Source organism: Shewanella sp. SM32 (assembly GCF_025654235.1).
Taxonomy (GTDB): Bacteria; Pseudomonadota; Gammaproteobacteria; order Enterobacterales; family Shewanellaceae; genus Shewanella; species Shewanella oncorhynchi.
In genome coordinates this window covers 108,731-126,830 of the sequence record NZ_JAKKRO010000006.1, presented here as the reverse complement: position 1 = coordinate 126,830, position 18,100 = coordinate 108,731, and the positions used below count along the sequence as shown (strand labels likewise).

The following is an 18,100-nucleotide window of genomic DNA, read 5'->3' as shown; positions in this document are numbered from 1 at the left end:
ATTACGTACAGTGCTTTCATGAATGCGTAATGCTTGAGAAATCATTGCCGGGGTCCAGCCTTCGGATGCAAGCAGTACTGCTTTGATGCGGTCACGAATACGCCCGTCACGCGTTTGAGCATGCTGGGTCTCTAGGACTTGTTTTTGTTCAGGAGTAAGGAGTAGTTTCATAATCGTTAGCTTGATCCTCATTTCACTGAAAATCAAGCATCTTCATTGATCACGGGTATAGAACCTAGTCATGATACTGCTCGGCGGCATATAAGGTGTTTTCTAATAGGCTCGCAATCGTCATCGGGCCAACACCGCCGGGGACTGGAGTGATAAAGCTGGCATTTTGCGCAGCAATGTCATATTGCACATCGCCGACTAAGGTGCCGTTATCTAAACGGTTAATACCCACATCTATTACAATCGCGCCAGGCTTGATCCACTCGCCAGGAATAAAGCCGGGTTTACCCACTGCAACGACCACGAGATCTGCCTGACGGATTTTTTGCTCGAGATTCTTAGTGAAGCGGTGGCAAGTAGTGGTGGTGCAGCCAGCCAGCAGCAACTCTAAGGTCATTGGGCGGCCGACAATATTCGATGCGCCAACCACAACAGCATCTAAACCATAGGTATCAACGCCGGTGGATTTGATGAGTGTCATTATGCCCATTGGGGTACAAGAGCGCAGCACCGGAATACGCTGGGCTAAACGACCGACGTTGTACGGGTGAAATCCATCGACATCTTTATCTGGGCGGATACGCTCGATGACTTTTGAGTCTTCGATATGTGCGGGTAATGGCAGTTGCACTAAGATGCCATCGATGGTCGGATCATCATTCAGACTATCAATCAGGTTGAGTAATTCATCTTCAGTGCAGTTTGTTTCTAAATCGTATGAACGAGAAATAAATCCAACTTCTTCACAAGCCTTACGTTTACTGCCAACATAAACCTGTGATGCCGGATCGGCTCCCACTAATATTACGGCTAAACCCGGTACGCGTTGTCCAGCCTCTTTGCGGGCGGTGACTTTTTCGCTGAGCTTAGTGCGGATGGATTGAGCAATCGCCTTGCCGTCGATTATTTGGGCTGTCATGGGTGTAGGATATCCTTTATATGGGCGATGGTGAAAACAGTAGTTAACACAGAGATTGGCAATCGTGGCTATTTTAACAGGGCACAGCTACTGTGTCATGGTTAAAGCCGTTGCCAAGTGGATAAAAAAAACCAGATTAGCCTGATAATTCAGCACCTAGAGTCGAACGATAAAAAAATCGTTGACGGGTGTAAAGTGAGGGGATAAGATGCGCTCCGTTCTCAGGCAGATGTGTTCATCTTGCGCTGAAACTGTCATGTAAGACCTTAGGGTGATTAGCGCAGTCCGATAGTGCATCCAGATTTTGGATGAGAGCGGACCAGAGGAAACCCTCTGAGTTGATACCAAGTAAAATGTAAGACCTTCGGTGATTAGCACAGTCCGATAGTGCATCCAGATTTTGGATGAGAGCGGAGCAGAGGGAACCCTCTGAGTTGATACCAAGTAAAATGTAAGACCTTCGGTGATTAGCACAGTCCGATAGTGCATCCAGATTTTGGATGAGAGCGGACCAGAGGGAACCCTCTGAGTTGATACCAAGTAAAATGTAAGACCTTCGGTGATTAGCGCAGTCCGGTAGCGCATCTGGTTTGGGACCAGAGGGTCAGAGGTTCGAATCCTCTATCACCGACCACTTTATTGTCGTTTGCTTCGATGAATTCAAAAATAATTTGAACTCAAATAGGCGAATGATAGGGTTAGCATAAATGCTTTCCAAATCGGTTAGGATACAGATGATTCTGTAAACCATGCGCCCGTAGCTCAGTTGGATAGAGCAGGTATATCCCCCAAAAGATTACTACATCCAACGAGTGAGTGAGTGGGCAAGGGTTTGTGGCATAGTAATGTTACTATTATAGTTTTACATGTTACTATTAATTAATCTTTTTTAGTAACAAACATTTTAGTCCGATTAGCTCAGTAGGATAGAGCATCTGCCTTTAAGCAGAGTTTTATTAAACTCTAATAGGAGCCTTTGCGGGGAAACCCTCAGAGTGAATGAAGTCAAATTCAGGGAAACCTTCCAGATAATGCTGATGGCAATCCTGAGCCAAGCCTCTTTTTTAGAGGAAGGTGCAGAGACTAGACGGCTTCGACCTAAGTCCTAATGGATATGGTAATGGTATAGTCCAGACCACAAAGCCTTCGGGTGGCAGTTAAAGCTGTAGTGGTATGCTAAGCAGACGGTCAAAGGTTCGAATCCTTTATCGGACGCCATATTTAAACGCTGTGATTTTTTCACAGCGTTTTTTTTTCAATTCGAATGACAATTGCCGAATAGGTCGCTCAACTACTGGCACATCTTGCTACGCAAGAACGCAGAATAAGATGTGGAAAACGCAAGCGTTTACACACAACTTATTTCCGCTTGCACCTGTAGTCACTCCCTCATGTAATAAATTTTATTTATTATTTTTTAATTGTCAGAGACAATATAGTTTGATCGGAAACGTGCCTTTTTAAGCGATTCTTGGGACAAAAGCGTGATTGCCCCTTTGTTCTAACTCGTCATTTTCGGATTAAAATTTCGGCTATTTGCATTCTGAGGTTGGATCATGAAATGTTTCATAAAATAGCACAACCCTTCTTTTGTGCAAAACTTGGTTGACTACACTCTATTGCATAATGTATTGTTTTGTGCAAAAGATGGTTGGAGACCGAAATGACAGAATTCTCAGGTTCAGCTGCCTCGCAGGCAGATTTTATTTGGAAAAACGCAGAAGACCTTTGGGGTGATTTTAAACATACCGATTTCGGTAAAATTATTTTACCCTTTACCTTGTTACGTCGATTGGAGTGCGCTCTTGAATCTACAAGAGAAGCGGTAAGGGAGGCTTACGACAATTTCAAGGATGCCGAAGTTGAGCTTGACCCAATTCTACGCCAAACCGCTGGCTATCCCTTCTACAACACCTCTGAGTATTCGCTTTCAACGCTTGGCAGTACAAAAACTCGTCGTAATCTCGAAGACTACATTTCTCTTTTTTCTGATAATGCCAGAGCAATATTTGAAGAGTTTGAATTCGGCAACACGATAATCCGTCTTGAGAAAGCTGGGCTGCTTTTCACCATCTGCAAAAACTTTGCTGGTATTGATTTACACCCTGACACCGTGCCAGACAGGGTGATGAGCAATATCTATGAGCATTTGATTCGCCGTTTTGGTGCTGAAGTCAATGAAGGCGCTGAAGATTTCATGACCCCAAGGGATGTCGTACATTTAGCTACAGCACTCTTGCTCGATCCTGATGATGCACTGTTTGAGGCAAGCCCAGGACTTATTCGTACCCTGTACGATCCTACGTGTGGGACAGGCGGATTTTTAACTGACGCAATGAATCATGTTGCCGACTATGGCAACCATTATAAAATTCCACCGGTGCTGGTTCCTCACGGCCAAGAACTTGAACCGGAAACTCATGCGGTTTGTGTAGCTGGTATGCTCATCCGTCGCCTTGAGTCCGATCCAGGTCGAGATCTTTCCAAAAATATCCTTCAGGGCAGTACACTTTCAAATGATCAGTTTGCAGGAGAGCGTTTCCACTACGGCTTATCTAATCCGCCTTTCGGTAAGAAATGGGAGAAAGACAAATCAGCTGTAGAAAAAGAGCATAAATTGGGTAAGTTAGGCCGCTTTGGCCCTGGCTTGCCACGTATTAATGACGGTTCTATGCTGTTTTTGATGCACCTGGCTAGCAAGCTCGAATTGCCAAACAATGGCGGTGGACGTGCTGCAATTGTCTTATCCGGCTCACCTTTATTCAATGGTGGCGCTGGCTCTGGTGAGTCTGAAATACGCCGCTGGTTGCTTGAAAATGACCTTGTTGAAGCCATTATTGCACTGCCTACGGATATTTTCTTTAGAACTAACATTGCTACCTATCTATGGATTTTATCCAACAAGAAAACTGACAATCGCAAAGGCAAAGTGCAACTTATTAATGCCACTGACCTTTGGACATCTATCAAGAATGAGGGTAACAAGCGCCGAATTGTGAGCGATGATCAGCGCCGCCAGATATTGGATATTTATGCAGCTGGCGAAAATGACACACTCTCTAAAATGGTTGACTACCAAGTTTTTGGCTACCGCCGTATTAAAGTGCTTCGCCCGTTGCGGATGACGCTTAAGCTTGATGAGCAAGGTTTATCCACGTTAGAAGCAACGGATACCTGGCAGAAACTACCGGTTGAACATAAAGCATTCTGGCGTGAGGCCATTCAGCCGCAGTTGGGTGAGACCAAGGAATACATCTGGGCAGAAAACTTTACCAAAGAAGCCGTGAAAACACCTGATGCCAAGCTGCTTAAGGTAAAAGGCAACAAGACTTTCATTACTGCCTTGCTTGCTGCATTTGGCCGTAAAGACCCTGAAGCGGAGCCTGTGGTCGATGCGCAAGGCAATATAGTGCCTGACACAGATTTAACGGATTATGAAAACGTACCTTATTTGGAATCGATTGAGGATTACTTTGCCCGTGAAGTGCTGCCGCATGTGCCAGATGCTTATATCGACGAGAGCTTTATTGATGATAAAGACAAGCAGCTTGGTCGCGTAGGTTATGAAATCAACTTTAATCGCTTCTTTTATCAATACCAACCACCGCGTAAACTGCATGATATTGACGCGGAATTGAAACAGGTTGAAGGTGAAATCGCCGCACTTCTGGCAGAGGTGGCAACAGAATGAGTCACTATAAAGCCTATCCAGAATATAAAGAGTCTGGTGCTGAATTCATTTGGAATATTCCAAAAGATTGGGAATTAAAGCGGTTACGACATGTAGCAATTTTCAATAATAGCAACGTAGACAAAAAGAGCTATGAAGATCAGGCAGATGTTAAATTATGTAATTACACAGACGTTTATTACAACGAGTTTATAACGCCTGATCTGGAATTCATGAATGCAACAGCAAATGAGTCTGAAATAGATAAATTTCGACTTGCAGAAGGTGATGTGATTATCACTAAAGACTCAGAAGATCCAAATGATATAGGTATTCCTGCATTAGTTAAGCAAGATATGCATGATGTAGTGTGTGGTTATCATTTAACAGTCATTAAATCCCATGAGTTTGATTTATCTGGTTTCATTCATCGATCAATTCAGTCTCACCCAACAAAAGCCCATTTTTTTGTTGAGTCCCCAGGTATAACCCGTTATGGGCTTGACCAAGATGCTATTGGTGATATTCCTGTTTGTATCCCACCGAAAGAGCATCGCTCAACTATTGTTAGTGCCATAAATACCGAAATAAACAGAATAAACACCCTAATCACCAAGAAAACCCGCTTCATCGAACTGCTCAAAGAAAAGCGTCAGGCGCAGATTACTCATGCTGTCACAAAAGGCCTAAATCCTAATGTGAAGATGAAAGATTCTAGGGTTGAGTGGATTGGAGATATTCCTGAGCATTGGGAGGTAAAGCCTTTCTTTTCTCTATTAACTGAGTTGAAAAGAAAAAATACCGGGTTGGTAGAAACAAATATTTTATCTCTTAGTTATGGCCGAGTAATTCAAAAGTCAGAAAATAGAAATATGGGGCTTGTGCCCGAATCATATGAAACTTACCAAATAGTTGAACAGGGCGAGGTTGTATTTAGATTTACTGATTTACAAAATGATAAAAGAAGCCTTAGATCTGCTTTAGTACAAGAAAGAGGCATTATAAGCTCCGCATACATGGCCGTTAGTTTGCGTAACATCGATTCAAATTACTTTTCATGGTTAATGAGATCATATGATTTATGCAAAGTTTTCTATGGGATGGGTGGCGGTGTAAGGCAATCACTAAAATTTGAAGATGTGAGAAGACTTCAAGTTCTTGTTCCGCCCAAAGAAGAGCAAGCCGAAATTGCGGCACACGTGAATAGGCAATTAGCACATAACGATAGCTTGGTTGAGAAAACAGAGCGAAGCATTAATTTACTCAAAGAGCGTCGCTCAGCATTTATCACTGCTGCGGTAACTGGGCAAATAGATTTACGAGGAGAACCCGTATGAACGCATCAGCCCATCAGGAAAAGCACTTTCAACGCTATATTATTGAGCGGCTGGTCGAGCAAGGCTGGAAGCTGGGTGATACCAAATACTACGATACCGAACGAGCACTTTACCCGGAAGATCTCGAAGCCTGGATAAAAGCCAGCGGCCAAAAGGATAAATGGGAGAAGCTGGAGCGGTTAAACGGCACAAAAACCCTCGACGTGGTGATGGAGCGACTGACCAAGGCGCTTGAGCAACAAGGTACGGTTCAGGTGTTGCGTCAAGGCTTCTCAATTGCAGGCTGTGGTTTGATTGAAATGACCGAAACTGCGCCTGAAGATATGCGCAACGAAGCGGTGATAGAACGCTATAAAGCCAACATTCTGCGCGTAGTGCCCGAGCTGAAATACCATCCTGCGCGTGAGTTTGCGATTGACTTGGCATTCTTCATTAATGGCCTGCCTGTCGCAACGGTTGAGCTAAAAACGGACTTCACCCAGTCAGCAGAAGCGGCGATGGAGCAATACCAACAAGATCGCTTGCCCTTTGATCCCAAAACCAAACGCAAAGAGCCGCTATTGACCTTCAAGCGCGGGGCCGTCGTGCATTTTGCTATGTCGGATTCTGAAATCATGATGGCAACCAAACTGGATGGGGTTAATACCTTCTTCCTGCCATTTAATAAGGGGCATGAGGGGCGAGCTGGCAACCCGCCTGGTGAGAAGAAGCCGGATGGTAGCATTGAATACCCCGTCGCATACTTTTGGGAGGATGTTTGCCAACCCGATGCATGGTTACGCATATTCCATAGTTTTGTGTATGTAGAGAAAAAAGATGTGGTTGATATTCAGGGCAACTGGTCCAAAAAAGAAACACTCATTTTTCCGCGTTTTCATCAATGGACGGCAGTGAATAACATGATTGCTGATGCCCGCAAGAACGGTGCAGGCATGACCTATCTGGCTGACCATAGCGCAGGATCAGGCAAAACCAGTACCATTTCATGGACGGCTCATGATTTAGTGAAATTACGGGAAGACAATGGCGATGCGGTATTTAACAGCGTCATTATCGTAACTGACCGCAATGTCTTAGATGGGCAACTACAGGACGCGGTAAAGCAAATTGACCACCAGTTTGGTGTGATTGCTGCGATAGATCGTCAGAAGTCATCGCAATCAAAAAGCAAGCAACTTTCAGAAGCCTTGATCAATGGCACACCTATAGTTGTCGTCACTATTCAGACCTTCCCTTACGCCATGGAAGCCGTTATTACCGACAAGGCGCTTAAGGGTAAGCGTTTTGCAGTGATTATTGATGAAGCCCATAATTCTCAAACAGGTTCTACCGCCGCCAAATTACAGACCGCTCTTGGAATGAGTGGGCACGGGAAAATGTCCAGCATGACTGTGGATGAACTGTTAGAGCAACTGCAAAAATCGCGTGCTCGGCCCGACAACATCAGCTACTTCGCGTTTACAGGTACACCTAAACACGCGACCTTAATGCTCTTTGGTCGGCCTGAAGACGCGTCAAATCCGACATCAAAAGAAAATCCGCCCAAAGCCTTTCACAAGTACACCATGCGACAAGCGATTGAAGAAGGCTTTATCCTTGATGTTTTAAAAGGTTACGTACCGTATCAAACCGCCTTTAATTTATCGAAACAGCTTGAAGACAGTAAGCGTGTGAGTGGTAAGGCAGCAAAACGTGCATTAGCTCAATGGATGGCACTACATCCGACCAATGTTACTCAGAAAGTCCAATTCATTATTGAGCATTTCTCCAAAAACGTGGCTCACCGTTTAGACGGGAAGGCGAAGGCAATGGTTGTAACGAGTTCACGAGCTGCCGCTATTCGCTACAAGAAAGCGTTTGACCGTTATATTGAATTGCATAGCGAATACAGTTTCATCCATTCGTTAGTAGCCTTTTCTGGCAAAATGACTGGAAAACAGGTGATGCACAATGATGATGAGGCTTTTGAAGAGGTATTCAGTATTGACGAAAACGAGGAATTTACCGAACAAAGCATGAATCCTGATGTACAAGGTCAAGACTTACGCTTTGCCTTTGATCGTCCTGAATATCGAGTGATGCTTGTTGCTGACAAATTCCAAACGGGATTTGATCAGCCGAAGTTAGTGGCAATGTATGTAGATAAAAAGATTGCCAACCACGTCGAAATTGTGCAAACGTTTTCACGTTTGAACCGGATGGCTCCAGGAAAAGATGAAGTATTCATAATCGACTTTGTGAATGATCCGGCCAATGTACGGTATGCGTTTTCACTCTATGACGACGGTGCGCATATCGATGATGTGCAAGAGTTGAATGTGGTTTATGAAATCAAAGAGCGGTTGGACGAACATAGCCTTTACAGCGAGAAAGACTTGATCGCTTTCAAAGAAGCCCGCTTCAAAACCATTCGCGATATTACTCACTCTCAAACTCCGCAACACAAGGCGCTTTATGCGGCAACAGAAGCTGCTACTCGTCTCTATAATGAAAAAATGAAAATGCTTCGCGATGCGATGGCGACTTGGGAAGGCGCTTTTGAAAAGGCTCGTGCGCAAGGTGATGAAGCAGGAATGAAATCAGCAGATCATCATCAAGATGAATATGCAGAGCAGATTAAATCCTTATTGGGTTTTAAGTCGGATCTAGGGCGCTTCTGCCGAACCTATTCTTATGTGGCACAACTTATTGATTTTGGAGATCCAGAGCTTGAGAATTTTGCTGCTTTTTCTAAGTTATTGCAAAAGCGATTGCATAATGAAGCCCCTGAAACTGTAGATTTGAAAGGACTGGTTCTTACAGGTTTTGATATTAAAGGGCGTGTTGTTGAACCTATTGAGGATGAAGACAAGCCGGTTTTAGAACCTGTCGGCCCAGGTGGTGGTGGAGGTGCAGGAGACAAGCCCAAATTTGTGCAAGAAATCATTGAAAAGCTCAATAGTTTGTTTGGGGAGGCTACGCCTATTCGAGATCAGGTTGCATTTGTTAACCAAATTAAGTCAATTGCCGGTGAAAGTGACGTGGTTATGGCTCAGGTTGAGAGCAACACGCGAGAACAGGCGCTAAAAGGTAATTTACCTGGCGCTGTTCAACAAGCCGTTGTTCGTGCACTTACTAGCCATCAAAAACTTGCCACACAGGTACTTAAGTCAGATCGCCAAGGCATGTCAGCTCTGGTCGATGTGATTTATGAAATGCTTAGAGATGGTAAAAATATAGATTTGGATTTGGACTAGCCTAATGCTTGATTTACTAAATCTGCCGGGTATTAAACCGGTTGATATGTATAAAGAGAGCAAGGCGCTAATCATTGTAGCCGTGGCCGACGAGGTCTGTGCGCCAATGTGCCCAGATTGCAAAATTCCAATGCACAAGCATGGAACTCGCAAGAACAAGTTCTCTGACACCCCACTATATATGGAACCAGTACGGCTTGAAGTACAAAGACCCCGTTTTCGCTGTGAGACCTGCGGAAAAATGGCTATGCCTGAACTGAGTTTTTTGGATGATAAGCGTAGAGCAACTAAACGGTTGGTCGATGTTATTCGCCAACAGTGCCTCGGCACCACATTTAGGGCGCTGGCAGATCAGACAGGTGTTGCTGTTAATACAGTAAAAAACATCGCACATGACTTGATTAAAGAGCTAGAACAAACTGTTTGTTACGAAACGCCGGTTATCATGGGCATTGATGAGGTTAACTTGGCCGGAGGTTTTCGATGCGTTATCACAAACCTTGCGACTAACAACGTATTCGAAATGCTGGAACAACGCACACAAGACTACCTGAAACCATTTTTTAGGGATTTACCTAACCGCGAAAAAGTAGAATGGGTATGCACCGATATGTGGCGTCCATTTAAACGATCTTTTGCTGAATTTTTGCCAAACGCAAAGTTGGTAATTGATAAATTTCATGTTGTAAAAATGGCATCTGAAGCACTAGAAGAAGAACGTAAAAAGTATCAGGTGCAACTTAGTAAGGAAGATAGAATTAATGTCAAAAAGTCGATCCGATGGCTGACGCTAAAGCGACCCGCCAACCTGACTCCTGCTGAACAAAAGGCTCTTGCTATCGTACGCGAGCAAATACCAGAATTGTCCATTGCTTATGATTTCAAAGAAGGTTTTTTTGCTATCTATGATGAACCCGATAAGCAGCGAGCTCAAAATGCCTTTGAGGCATGGAAGAATAGTTTACCTGCCGAAGGTATGGAGCCTTTCAAAAAGCTCGTCAAAACTGTCCACAACCACTATGAAGATATTTTTGCTTATTGGGATGCACCGTTCCCAATAACTAATGCCTATACAGAATGGTTGAACGGATTGATCAAGATGTCTAATCGACTTGGGCGTGGCTATAGCTATGAGATCATTCGCGCAAAGACACTATATTCGGCAGAAGCCCGCAAGGTTGGTAGCGGTATCCGTTCTGGTCGAGGAAAGGTTGAGTATGGTCCACATATCCCTACGCTTGTTAAGCAGGTTGAAAGTGGTGAATTGGATTAAGTACACACTAAATTGTCAATAAAATGGAGAAATATTATATGGCGACTAAAAAAACGATATTTGTAGCTTTTGCGATTGAAGACGAGAGACAGCGGGATTTTTTAAAGGGTCAATCGTTAAATACCAACTCTCCTTTTGAATATATCGATATGTCTGTAAAAGAAGCTTACGACACTGATTGGAAGGCCAAAGTAAGAACTCGCATTAAAAGGTCTGACGGAGTCATTGCACTTATTAGCAATAACTCATTGAAGTCAAGTGGTCAGAAGTGGGAAATAGCTTGTGCAAAAGAAGAAGGCAAAAAAGTTTTGGGAGTATGGGCATACACGGATGACAGGACAAATGTAGAAGGTGTCAAAACTGTTGTTTGGACCTGGGATGCCATTAAAAATTTCATAGACAGTTTATAAAGGACGAAATTATGAGGATCGCTTTAATAGTGGGTGTTAACCATTACGAGCATGGGGGTCACCTATATGGATGTGTGAATGACGCGCATTCCGTAAAAGCAATTTTGGAAAGACACGATGGCGGTTCTGTGAATTTTGATTGCCGATTGCTGACAGGAACAGGACCTAGAGAGGCTGTTAAACGTGGTGATTTAAAAGACCAAATTACTGAATTATTTAAAGCAGATGCAGATATTGCTTTGTTCTATTTTGCTGGGCATGGTCATATTGAGGCTACGGGAGGTTATTTATTAACATCGGATGCTGCAAGAGGCGATGAAGGTGTTTCACTTACGGAAATACTGACAATTGCAAACAACTCCCCAGCCAAAAACAAACTAATTATACTTGATAGTTGTCACTCAGGAATTGCTGGGACACCTCCTGAAGCTGGACAATTAGCGTCGCTTGCCGAAGGTGTGACAGTTTTAACAGCTTCAACTAAAGACCAGTACGCTACAGAGCAAAATGGACGTGGAGTTTTTACCACGTTGTTGGTTGATGCACTAAGCGGTAGTGCAGCCAACTTAACAGGCGACATTACCCCAGGGAGTATTTATGCTCATATTGATCAATCACTTGGGGCATGGGAACAACGCCCTGTTTTCAAAACAAACGTGAAGCAATTTGTGTCGTTAAGAAAATCCTCCCCTGCTATATCCATTGAGGATTTAAGAAAGATTACAACATTGTTCCCCACTCCTGGATATTCATTTCCTCTTGATCCTACGTTTGAACCTGAAATGAAAGGTAGGGATGAAGGAATGCCAAACCCAGTTGAAGAAAACACAAGAATATTTTCTGTACTTCAGAAATATAACCGATTAAACCTCCTTGTGCCTGACGGAGCGGATCATATGTGGAATGCTGCGATGGAAAGTAAATCGTGCAGGCTAACCGCTCTTGGTGAACATTATAGAAGGTTGGTTGAAAAGAATAGAATCTAATTACAATCGTCACATTTCCAACCAATATACAGGTTGTTTATTAGTGCTAATTCGCAGGGATTCCAACCAAACGATGATTAGTTTGAGCTATGTAATAATTGTTATCTAGTGTTGAATTCCAACCTCAGAATGCAAATAGCCAAAATTTCTATGGGTTAACGCCAGCGTCAACTGCTTGATATCAGATTGCACACCCTTGTAAAGGGGCTGAATTTCATTTGTCATCATCCTTTTTTTAATGCATACACAAATATTAATACCCTAGTTATAATCTTTTGTTTTCGCTGAAAGAGATGCAACTAGCAAACCAACTGACATGACCCCAAAAAATGACATAATTGATCCTGTCAGGTTTATTACGTCAGAACCTTGATTGACATCTTTTATCCTAATATTAGTGAATGCCTGTAAGGAAAATATCAATGAATCACCAAAATCCATAGCTGTTGATGATGATTGATTAAAATACCCAAACAAAGAAAAGCTTATGACTGCAAACAATGAAAATAGAATTATATTGAATGGCCGCTCACCATATCCCCAATATATTTCTTGAAACGTCATCCATATAAAATCGAACAGAGTGAATAAACACCTCCCTATTCCTTCCCGACTACTTATGTCAGTGAGTTTTCTCCATAACCCATTCCGCTTTTCCTTTTGCTCCAAATAAAAATGCTTACCAGCAAGGTCCGGATAGCCTAGATGCGAGTAGGTCATTTTCGCAGATTGATGGAATTTCCTTCTTTCTGCGGCAGAACCACCACATATATCCAAGTATTCAAAGGAACAACCCGAAACTTCTGTATCTTTCAGCTTTAATCTCAGATGCTTTTCACGAATTGATGAGCGGAATAGTTTTGACTCATTTAAACTAATCGTTGAGTCGCAATACTCAAAGTTGCATTCAAGAATACCTCCGTTACTAACATCAATCTCAATTGAACATTGATGAAATTTTGCAGCATGAATTTGCCCATGAATTTTTAGATTTCGCAACGTAGAGAATGAAATATCCTGAAGGCTAGTAATGATCGGATTAATGAGGGTGAGATTATCAATATTGGTAAATTCAAGGTTTTTTTTACCCACAACCCCATCAACATCCGTCACACCTCCACCTCCTAATTTTAGCAACTTAAGGCTTGGGGGAGCACTCCTCTGCTTAATGTTGGAAAGAATTTCATCGATAGTGACACTGGGCATAAAAGAAGGAATATTGAACTCAATACTTGAATCGCTATTTATGAAAGTCGACGTATTACAAGATCTTCCAGATGGCGTTAGGCATCTAACAAAATCTTCAATGCTTGATGGATTTTTGTAAAATACCCAATTCCTGTTCTTATAAGCCCAATCAATGTAGCTACAAAAATCAACCTGTCTAGTCACCTTTTTCTTTCTAAATTGATTTTTACCCTTCTTTTCGAAACAGTAACGTAAAATTGGTTTGGGGGGATGGCTATCCAAGCTTAAACTTACGTCATGCTCAATAAACTTCATTGGCTCTCCGTAGAGCCTTATGAATCGTGCTGGTCCATGAAATACCAAATCTTGTGTTGTTAACCCAGTTTGCTCTGAAAGCCAAATAGAAAAGTATGGAAGAGTCTCAAAAAGAAAGTTCACAATGCGAGGAAAATCATGTTCCCTTCTCCATTCATTGAATGCTTCATCAGTCCAAGAAAGCCAGTCTTCTGGGGACAGTTCTAGTTTTACGTCTAATACCTTGTCTGTCATACCACTTCTCAAATCCAATCGTTATTGACACCTATTGATAAGATATTGTGAGCCTGCTCGCCCAATCATATCAACCTCATTTTGAATCGCCACAGTTTCAGTCGTCACTTTCTAGCATTACAAAAATTAGGTCAACAAGCTAGTACCAAGGAGAGCTGGTTCAGTCATGCGAAACTCGTTTTGGGGCATCGTCGAAATAGATCCAGTCGAATCCATCGCAAAGGCTATCTCCAAGCTAAAAATCAAGGTCCACTCCAATCGAATTAAAACACTGTCTGCCTAGCAGTGGCATTCAGTCTTCATCGTCTTCATCGACAGGATAACCAGAAAGACTAATCGATACGCCGCATTGTACTGCTAACTCAAGGAACCCCAGAGACAAATCATATATAGCAGCAAACTGATTTTCTTCACCAATACTAAACCCAATGTCTATCGTAGCTGTCACATCAAAATCTTTAAAATTAATCCCTTTTATGGATAAATCTAATAGTAGAGATGACAAAATTTCTATCATATCACTCGGAGAGTTCCCATCAGGGATCGACACCTTAAAACCTGATTCAGAGAACGATTTAGTCTTAGATATAGGGGCCCCTTTTTTCCACTGGCTATATACTTCGAATTTATAGTTTTCCCTTAATCTTTCCAAGTCCTCACACTTTCCACAAACTCTAAGTATCGCGATGTTCAATATCTAAAACTCCATGTGTTTTACTAACGCCCCGCTTTGCGACAATTTCATTTTTTATTCTTCACCGTTAATCTTGAACACTTTAATCATTACTATAATTTGGTCAACTGACTTGTGCCATATGGGCGGCGGAAGGCTTCTCTGACACACAATGGGGCATCGTCTTATTACAATCGGGCCTCCTGGGGCAAAGACGTGTTTGCTATAGTCGGTTCTCTTCACCTCTGCCAAGTGAACTGACAGAGGTGAAGATACAAACTTTATTGTAAATGATCAGACTTTATTGGAATCGATCAAACTATATTGTCTTCCGACATTAATAGTTCACAAAGGTAGCTGTTACGACGGTGGGAATGACTCGGAAACTCGGTTATTTGCCTGAAGTCATTGGCTGAACCTACAATGTGGATTTCAGACTCTGCTCTGGTTATTGCAGTATATAGCCATGCTCTATCGACTATCTTGCCTTTCTGTAGTGCGACAATGATTCTAGGAAACTGCGAGCCTTGGGCTTTATGTAGGGTTATTGCATAACCCAACTCCATGCAATCGAGTACAGCTTGCGTGACTTCAATCTTATTGCCCGTATCCAGCGTTACCTCGCCATAGTTTTCACCTGATGACTCAACATGGGTTAGCGTGCCAAGCGAGCCGTTTTGAATGCCTTTGTCATAGTGGTTTTGGGTAAATAGAATCGCATCATTCAATCTAAGATTTTGAAAGAATCTCTCACCGTGCATTTCGAACTCAAGTCTATTTCCATTAGGGTTGACGGCTTCTTGGATAAGTTTATTTATCTCAGCAACGAGGGCTTTAGTCGGTGCCATAACACGGCTGTTTTCAGGTGATTGCTGGTACAGCTCCCCACACACTTGGGCGATGTTTGTTTTGTTCGTCTCGTGGAAGTGAATAGCGCCCGTACTTAACTTCTTTGGTACTATTCCACTGTTGATAAGCTTCGAGTATTCGGGAATGCCCGTTGAGCCTTCTTGTCGCTTAACAATATCTAACATTGTGTTTGCAATGGCTTTAGATAGAACGATATCAGCAAGTACCTTGCCGCAACCTATCGGCGGTAACTGGTCTGGGTCGCCAGTAAAGATAATACGAACCGATGGATGAATATGGTTGACCAGGCGATACATGGTTGGCAAGTCAATCATACTGGCTTCATCTATTACCAGAAGATGCTTTTGTTGGTCTGAGGTTGGCTCAATAGGATCTTCACGCAAGAGCTTAGCGATAGTTGAGGTGATAAAGCCAATTGACTCATGCAATCGCATAGCTGCTCGGCCACTCAGCGCTACCGCATGTATTTCAAATCCCATTTGATGGTAGGCGCGAAGTGCGGTTCTAAGTACAGTCGTTTTGCCTGTGCCAGCTCCGCCCGTGATGCAACTCACCGCGTTATCTAAACACGTTACCACTGCTTCAATTTGTTTCTTGGTTAGCTCGTAAGGCAATTCATCAACCGCAGAGCAATATGCAGAATTTGCATATTCGTCATAAAGGTCGTTTTGGTTAGCTAGTGCTTTAAGTCGTTTGGCAACGACATTTTCCATCAACAACTGTGCTGTTGGATGATAAGAGCCAGTGTCAGGGTTTAGGATGTATTGTGCTTTGTCGTGGCCTGCCTTGAATGCTTCCTTCACCAACTCTTTGTCCTTGAGTAGCTTGGTTAGGTATGGTCGTAAAGCTGCCTGTGTTGTGTATGTGTCGCCTTTTTCGATTTCCCTTCGAATAGCGATTTCAAGTGCTGCGCTGAGCCTCTTGTGGTCACCATCTGTGACCTCAAGTTTGAAGTCGCAATTTGCGACCATAAGATCGACTTGTTCAAATGACATCCCAAAACCAATTAGAACATAGGGATTTTGTTTAATAGCCTCAATGGATTTTTCTCCATGATGCTTTAATAAGCGCTGCTGAATACTTGCTGGTATCTTGTGAACGGTCATCCAGTTGCAGTAGGCTAGGTTCTTATATTTGGCGTAACCTTCAAATAACGCATTGATAGAATCTTCACTCAGGACGCTTCTAAGTCGTTTTCTTGATTCAGGGGTGTCTTGTCTAACTGTTGAGTGGAAGTTCTTACCTAGCAGCTCCCAGAGTGCTCTCGCTTTGCTTTCGCCGATACCTTTGAAGTCACTTTCTCTGGCAATAAAGCGAATAATCTGTTCGCCTGTTTCAGGCAGGCTGCACTCGATGTGTTCTGGTGATTCATAGGTATGCTGTTGCATCACGAAATCACCTGTTTCTACTTCCTCTACCAATCGAGTTCCCTTCACTGACCAGTGTTGACCGAGTGCGGGTTGAACGGGGATTGAATCAGGATCTGCTTTTATGGTGACGTAATACTTACCGCTGTTGGTTTTGTATGAGTTTTTTTCCAGTGGCACGCCACTGAATATCACCATATTGGTCGAGCTGTAAGGGATGCTGGTGACACGCATTTGGTCTTCATGTAAAGCAAAATTCATCGTGGCATGAATCCCATTTCAGAAAGGGTTTCAGACAGTTCGCCAAATCGCTCTAGCTTACTTTCTAGCTCCTTGACTTTAGCTTTCAGCTCGATGTTTTCAGCCTCTAACGACGATACTCGCTTAGAGTCCATCTGCTTACGGTTAGTTGTTTGGTCGTATTGTTTTGGTTTATTAGCTTCTTCTTTCGCTTTCTCGGTTAGTTGTGGAAGAACCCCTCTTTTGCGTAATTCGCCTTCCAAGTTACCAAGAGCAGTTTTTAACGCAGGGTTTTGGTTTAGGGCTGAGTTACCGCAACCTATCGCTTTTGCAATCTCGCCACGATTTAACTGTCCACGGAAGATTATTTGTTTAAAATTGTCATCACTCTGCGTTGCTCGCCAAACCTCGAATGCCTCTAGATTTTGCTGTGCTTTTTGCTGTCCATTAGCCATAGTTATTCTAACCTGCGAGTTTTTTCAAGATAGAGTATAAGCCAGGCATACTAAGCGTCCGGTCTCGGCATATTGGTTGTGTTGAAACAAGACAGCCTTCATCATCAAAATCGAAAGGGGTTGCACTGGTGATGTTTAGAAATGATTGGATGACCTCTTTGTCATAGTCGTTAATGTTTGGAAGCATTGGTCGCTCTTCGTAAGGACGGGATTCTGTTTCCGGTGCTCCGGTAGCGCTAATTAATGGTAGGTTTTTAATCTCCCGCGCCATGTTTAACTGATTTCTTAGTGAGACCAATTCACCGAACAACAAAGAAAATTTATGCCTAATGGTAAGATCGGGTATTGCTGCTAGATCTTTATCTTCGATAAGAGCAGCAGCACTTAAACTACCTTCATTGTCGCTCGCAGACGCTTTCTTTCCAGAGCGGAGATTTTTATTGGCTTTCTTGATAACATTGTATTTATCCCATGCCTCGCAGAGTGATTTATATGGGTTCTCTGCTCCATCCTCCCAGTCATTATAAATACTTGAACGCCCCATTGGGGCACCGTTGGTGGCAAGCCTTTTAAGCACTGCCGCTTTGGTTAAATTGCCTCCCATGTCAGTTATAGCCTTACATGCAGCCTCAACTTCTTGCAGCTTGCCTAGTGACTTATCTGTCTTGCAAAGAGCCTCTATCTGCTTCTTTCTTGCTTTAAATGAATCGTCATCAAATATAACGATTTTTCCATCATTATCGGTATTAGACATGT

The 18,100-nt window shown here is 42.9% G+C and carries 13 protein-coding genes and 1 tRNA gene; 7 read left to right on the top strand and 7 right to left on the bottom strand.

Going from position 1 to position 18,100, the window contains the following annotated elements; all coding sequences use genetic code 11:
* A partial coding sequence (locus L5M10_RS04330; RefSeq protein WP_263254902.1) for a helix-turn-helix domain-containing protein occupies positions 1 to 171 on the bottom strand: 171 nt, incomplete at its 3' end.
* A 64-nt stretch (positions 172 to 235) separates the two neighbouring features.
* Positions 236 to 1,090, bottom strand: a complete 855-nt coding sequence (gene folD / locus L5M10_RS04325; RefSeq protein ID WP_014610292.1) for a bifunctional methylenetetrahydrofolate dehydrogenase/methenyltetrahydrofolate cyclohydrolase FolD — start codon at positions 1,088 to 1,090, stop codon at positions 236 to 238.
* Between the two features lie 557 nt (positions 1,091 to 1,647).
* Between folD and L5M10_RS04320 the strand changes: the two genes are divergently transcribed.
* The 7 genes from L5M10_RS04320 (at position 1,648) to L5M10_RS04290 (ending at position 12,002) form a co-directional block, all read left to right on the top strand.
* A tRNA-Pro gene (locus tag L5M10_RS04320) sits at positions 1,648 to 1,724 on the top strand.
* 1,029 nt (positions 1,725 to 2,753) lie between these two features.
* On the top strand, positions 2,754 to 4,781 hold the full coding sequence (locus tag L5M10_RS04315; RefSeq protein WP_263254901.1) for a class I SAM-dependent DNA methyltransferase: 2,028 nt from the start codon (positions 2,754 to 2,756) through the stop codon (positions 4,779 to 4,781).
* Positions 4,778 to 6,097: a restriction endonuclease subunit S gene (locus L5M10_RS04310; protein ID WP_198630539.1), complete on the top strand. Its 1,320-nt coding sequence runs from the start codon at positions 4,778 to 4,780 to the stop codon at positions 6,095 to 6,097. Before L5M10_RS04315 ends, L5M10_RS04310 begins: the two co-directional genes overlap by 4 nt.
* Positions 6,094 to 9,333 carry a type I restriction endonuclease subunit R gene (locus tag L5M10_RS04305; protein ID WP_263254900.1) on the top strand — a complete coding sequence of 1,080 codons (3,240 nt, stop codon included), beginning with the start codon at positions 6,094 to 6,096 and terminating at the stop codon, positions 9,331 to 9,333. Before L5M10_RS04310 ends, L5M10_RS04305 begins: the two co-directional genes overlap by 4 nt.
* A gap of 4 nt (positions 9,334 to 9,337) precedes the next feature.
* Complete coding sequence (locus tag L5M10_RS04300) at positions 9,338 to 10,606, top strand: ISL3 family transposase (protein WP_263254899.1); 1,269 nt, start codon at positions 9,338 to 9,340, stop codon at positions 10,604 to 10,606.
* Positions 10,607 to 10,644: 38 nt separating this feature from the next.
* Positions 10,645 to 11,016: a TIR domain-containing protein gene (locus L5M10_RS04295; RefSeq protein WP_263254898.1), complete on the top strand. Its 372-nt coding sequence runs from the start codon at positions 10,645 to 10,647 to the stop codon at positions 11,014 to 11,016.
* 11 nt (positions 11,017 to 11,027) lie between these two features.
* Positions 11,028 to 12,002, top strand: coding sequence for a caspase domain-containing protein (locus L5M10_RS04290; RefSeq protein ID WP_263254897.1), 975 nt, complete (start codon positions 11,028 to 11,030; stop codon positions 12,000 to 12,002).
* 261 nt (positions 12,003 to 12,263) lie between these two features.
* On the opposite strand, the gene L5M10_RS04285 is transcribed toward L5M10_RS04290, so the two are convergent.
* From L5M10_RS04285 to L5M10_RS04265, 5 genes are all read right to left on the bottom strand, one after another.
* Positions 12,264 to 13,739, bottom strand: coding sequence for a hypothetical protein (locus L5M10_RS04285; protein ID WP_263254896.1), 1,476 nt, complete (start codon positions 13,737 to 13,739; stop codon positions 12,264 to 12,266).
* Between the two features lie 292 nt (positions 13,740 to 14,031).
* Positions 14,032 to 14,289, bottom strand: a complete 258-nt coding sequence (locus L5M10_RS04280; RefSeq protein ID WP_263254895.1) for a hypothetical protein — start codon at positions 14,287 to 14,289, stop codon at positions 14,032 to 14,034.
* Between the two features lie 437 nt (positions 14,290 to 14,726).
* Positions 14,727 to 16,910, bottom strand: coding sequence for an ATP-dependent RecD-like DNA helicase (locus L5M10_RS04275; protein ID WP_263254894.1), 2,184 nt, complete (start codon positions 16,908 to 16,910; stop codon positions 14,727 to 14,729).
* On the bottom strand, positions 16,907 to 17,344 hold the full coding sequence (locus L5M10_RS04270) for a VPA1267 family protein (protein ID WP_172590662.1): 438 nt from the start codon (positions 17,342 to 17,344) through the stop codon (positions 16,907 to 16,909). The genes L5M10_RS04275 and L5M10_RS04270 overlap by 4 nt, the downstream gene beginning before the upstream one ends.
* Before the next feature lie 7 nt (positions 17,345 to 17,351).
* Positions 17,352 to 18,098 (bottom strand): hypothetical protein, encoded by a 747-nt coding sequence (locus L5M10_RS04265; protein WP_263254893.1) that lies wholly within the window; start codon positions 18,096 to 18,098, stop codon positions 17,352 to 17,354.
* Positions 18,099 to 18,100: the final 2 nt, after the last annotated feature.

Coding starts and splice junctions, on each gene's coding strand:
- L5M10_RS04295 (WP_263254898.1), top strand. CDS start 10,645: ATGGCGACTAAAAAAACGATATTTGTAGCTTTTGCGATTGAAGACGAG.
- folD (WP_014610292.1), bottom strand. CDS start 1,090: ATGACAGCCCAAATAATCGACGGCAAGGCGATTGCTCAATCCATCCGC.
- L5M10_RS04285 (WP_263254896.1), bottom strand. CDS start 13,739: ATGACAGACAAGGTATTAGACGTAAAACTAGAACTGTCCCCAGAAGAC.
- L5M10_RS04290 (WP_263254897.1), top strand. CDS start 11,028: ATGAGGATCGCTTTAATAGTGGGTGTTAACCATTACGAGCATGGGGGT.
- L5M10_RS04275 (WP_263254894.1), bottom strand. CDS start 16,910: ATGAATTTTGCTTTACATGAAGACCAAATGCGTGTCACCAGCATCCCT.
- L5M10_RS04270 (WP_172590662.1), bottom strand. CDS start 17,344: ATGGCTAATGGACAGCAAAAAGCACAGCAAAATCTAGAGGCATTCGAG.
- L5M10_RS04265 (WP_263254893.1), bottom strand. CDS start 18,098: ATGTCTAATACCGATAATGATGGAAAAATCGTTATATTTGATGACGAT.
- L5M10_RS04315 (WP_263254901.1), top strand. CDS start 2,754: ATGACAGAATTCTCAGGTTCAGCTGCCTCGCAGGCAGATTTTATTTGG.
- L5M10_RS04310 (WP_198630539.1), top strand. CDS start 4,778: ATGAGTCACTATAAAGCCTATCCAGAATATAAAGAGTCTGGTGCTGAA.
- L5M10_RS04300 (WP_263254899.1), top strand. CDS start 9,338: ATGCTTGATTTACTAAATCTGCCGGGTATTAAACCGGTTGATATGTAT.
- L5M10_RS04305 (WP_263254900.1), top strand. CDS start 6,094: ATGAACGCATCAGCCCATCAGGAAAAGCACTTTCAACGCTATATTATT.